The 646-nt window shown below is 63.6% G+C and carries 1 protein-coding gene and 1 pseudogene; both read right to left on the bottom strand.

What is annotated here, in order from left to right; translation table 11 throughout:
• Positions 1-192, bottom strand: a pseudogene (locus EN780_RS36560) (ornithine cyclodeaminase); the annotation flags it as partial.
• Between the two features lie 48 nt (positions 193-240).
• Positions 241-646: arginase family protein (locus EN780_RS36555; RefSeq protein ID WP_189557108.1), on the bottom strand; the 406-nt coding region annotated here is incomplete at its 5' end.

Raw genomic sequence — 646 nt, 5'->3', positions numbered from 1 at the left:
GCCGTTGACATATTTGAAGCCGTAGGTTTCGCCGTCACTCGTCGGCATCAGTTCGATGACGCCGTCCGCGCTATGGGAGGCCACACGCGGCGCCCTGTCGAACAACTCCCAGCGGAGGAAGTCTCCCTCGATATAGCCGGCGAGCTCGGTCAGGAATCGTTCCACGCCGGTCGCGATAACCAGCTTCATCATATTGTCCACGCTCACGAAGGGGACGATGTTGAGCTTCTCGGGCACGGTTCAGTGGCTCCTTGTCGGGCGGTCCATGATGCGGCGGCCCATCAGGCTGGCGGTGAGGTCGACCATCAAGATCGCGGTGCGGCCGCGCTCGTCGAGGAAGGGGTTGAGCTCGACCAGATCGAGGCTGGTGACGAGGCCGGAATCGTGGAGCATCTCCATCACCAGGTGCGCCTCGCGGACGGTTGCCCCGCCCAGCACCGTCGTGCCCACGGCCGGGGCGATGGAGGGGTCGAGGAAATCGACGTCCAGGCTGACATGAAGCATGCCGTCCTCAGCCACTATGCGCTCGAGAAAAGCCCGTAGAAGAGGCGCGATGCCGTGCTCGTCGATCATGCGCATATCGTGGACCGTCACCCCGGCGAATTTCAGCGCCTCACGCTCGGCCGGATCGACACTGCGGACACCA

Origin of the sequence: Mesorhizobium sp. M4B.F.Ca.ET.089.01.1.1 (assembly GCF_004022605.1) — a bacterium.
Classification (GTDB): domain Bacteria; phylum Pseudomonadota; class Alphaproteobacteria; order Rhizobiales; family Rhizobiaceae; genus Mesorhizobium; species Mesorhizobium abyssinicae.
Note: the sequence above shows the minus strand (reverse complement) of the source record. Positions and strands in the feature narration are given on the sequence as shown.